Source organism: Candidatus Acetothermia bacterium (assembly GCA_024653305.1).
GTDB lineage: Bacteria > Bipolaricaulota > Bipolaricaulia > Bipolaricaulales > Bipolaricaulaceae > JACIWI01.
In genome coordinates this window covers 1-1,850 of the sequence record JANLFW010000011.1, presented here as the reverse complement: position 1 = coordinate 1,850, position 1,850 = coordinate 1, and the positions used below count along the sequence as shown (strand labels likewise).

The 1,850-nt window shown below is 66.3% G+C and carries 3 protein-coding genes; 2 read left to right on the top strand and 1 reads right to left on the bottom strand.

Annotated elements, in window-relative coordinates; genetic code table 11:
* Positions 1–401: MATE family efflux transporter (locus NUV94_05265; GenBank protein MCR4392182.1), on the bottom strand; the 401-nt coding region annotated here is incomplete at its 3' end.
* A gap of 83 nt (positions 402–484) precedes the next feature.
* Here NUV94_05265 and NUV94_05260 point away from each other — a divergent pair.
* Positions 485–766, top strand: a complete 282-nt coding sequence (locus NUV94_05260; GenBank protein MCR4392181.1) for a TMEM165/GDT1 family protein — start codon at positions 485–487, stop codon at positions 764–766.
* Between the two features lie 290 nt (positions 767–1,056).
* Positions 1,057–1,850, top strand: a 794-nt coding sequence (locus NUV94_05255; protein MCR4392180.1) for a DUF11 domain-containing protein, incomplete at its 3' end; no start/stop codon positions are given.

Here is a 1,850-nt window from a genome sequence, read left to right as displayed (position 1 = left end):
AAGTAGGCGAGGGCCATAGGCAACACCTCGGCCGGCGTCCGCACCACGCGCAGGGCAAACGGGGCGAGGAAGAACCCAAGGAGTCCCACTCCGAATGAGAGGAAGACGAGAAAGGAAAACACCTGGGTCCCCACCTCGTCGGCCCCGCGCTGATCCCCGGCCCCCACGTGCTGGCCCACCAACGCCGAGCCGGCAGCTTGGAACCCTGTGCCCAACGACATCAGGAAGAAGATGATCGGCGAGGCCACGCTCGGCGCGGACAGGGCCTCAGTGGACAGCTTCCCGAGCCAGAAGGCGTCGATCAGGTTGTACAGCGCCTGAAGGGCGCTGGACAACATGACCGGCCAGGCGAGGACGAGCATCGTCGGGAGGATCGGGCCGTTGAGGATGCGCTCGCGCACCGTTGTCCTTTCGGGCCCCAAGTATACGTGGGTCTGCCCCACTTTGCGCAAGGTCCCGTATACTCGGGTCAAGGAGGCGCAGGTTGGACTGGAAACTCGTGGCCATGACGTTTGGGATGTTGTTCTTGGCCGAGCTCGGGGACAAGACCCAGCTCGCCGTGTTCACCCTGGCTGCCCAGCACCGGGCCCCTTGGTCGGTGTTCCTCGGCGCCTCGCTGGCCCTGGCCACGGTGAGCCTGCTCGGGGCGTTCGTGGGGGGGATCGTGGGGGAGGCCCTGCCCTCAAAGTACGTTGGGTTTGGGGCAGGGATCCTGTTCGTGGCTATGGGTGGCCTCATCATCTACCGGGCCGCGGTGAGCGCGTAGCCCCTTCTCTCCATCCCAACGTGGCCGCGCTGCCGCGCTTGTCCCACAGCGCGTCGGGAACAGGTTTCTCGGCTGATACCTCACGGCCGCGGTCCCAACGTTCCGCGGATTTGACGTACCGCAAAGGCCTCACTGTCATGCGCTGCCCTGTGTGACGTTCATCACACGTTCCGCGTTGTATATAATAAGTGGGAGATCGAGGGGAGGGAACGCGAACGATCCGGGCTTCTGGTGCGGCGGATCTCACCCCGGAAGCAGGACAGGGGGTGCCGAGCAAGAAGGGGGTTCCAATGAGGGGTACGAGGTGGCAGGCCGTAGCGGGGCTTCTTCTTGCGTGGGGATTGGTCGCGGTCGGGGGGAAGGTGGACCTCTCCGGCCCGACCCAGATGGGGCGGTGCGAAGAGGCTTGGTTCACGATCGCGTTCACCGCCGACGTAGTTCAGACAGCGAGTGCGATTGTCTTCACCGTCGCGCTCCCCAATGCCGGGTTCGCCTACGTCACGGGTTCGGGGCTGATCACGCTCGGCGACGGGACGCCCATTGCGGCAGAGCCGGCGCCGGTCGGGCTCGATCTCGTCTGGGATTTGGACTTGATCCTCGGCGTGGCCTACGAGCTTCCGCCTGGGGAGACGGTGACCGTCGTGTTCGCCCTGAGGACGGGCTGTGGGACGATCTCCGGCACCCTGGGTGCGCGGGTGGACTACGAGGAGGACGGAGTCCCGAGGTACGGGACGGACTCTCAGCCCATCGAGATCCTGCCCGGGGCGCTCGTCCTCTACAAGGAGCCCTCCGTCGTCCCCGCCGCGGTGGGGGACGTCGTCACCTGGACCCTGGTCGTGGAGAACACGGGCCTTGGCCCGATCTACAACGTGGTCGTAACCGACGTCCTGGGGAGCGGGCTCGCCTACGTGTCGTCCGATCCTGCCGGCGACAACGCGGGCCAGGCGACGACCTGGGACAAGAGCCATGCTCCGTCGCTCGAGGAGATCGCCCCCGGGCAGCGCGTGGAGATCGAGCTCCAAGCCGAGCTCGTCGCGTGCACGGGCCTGGAGAACAGGCTCGACGCCCGGTTCGGCTGCGACGA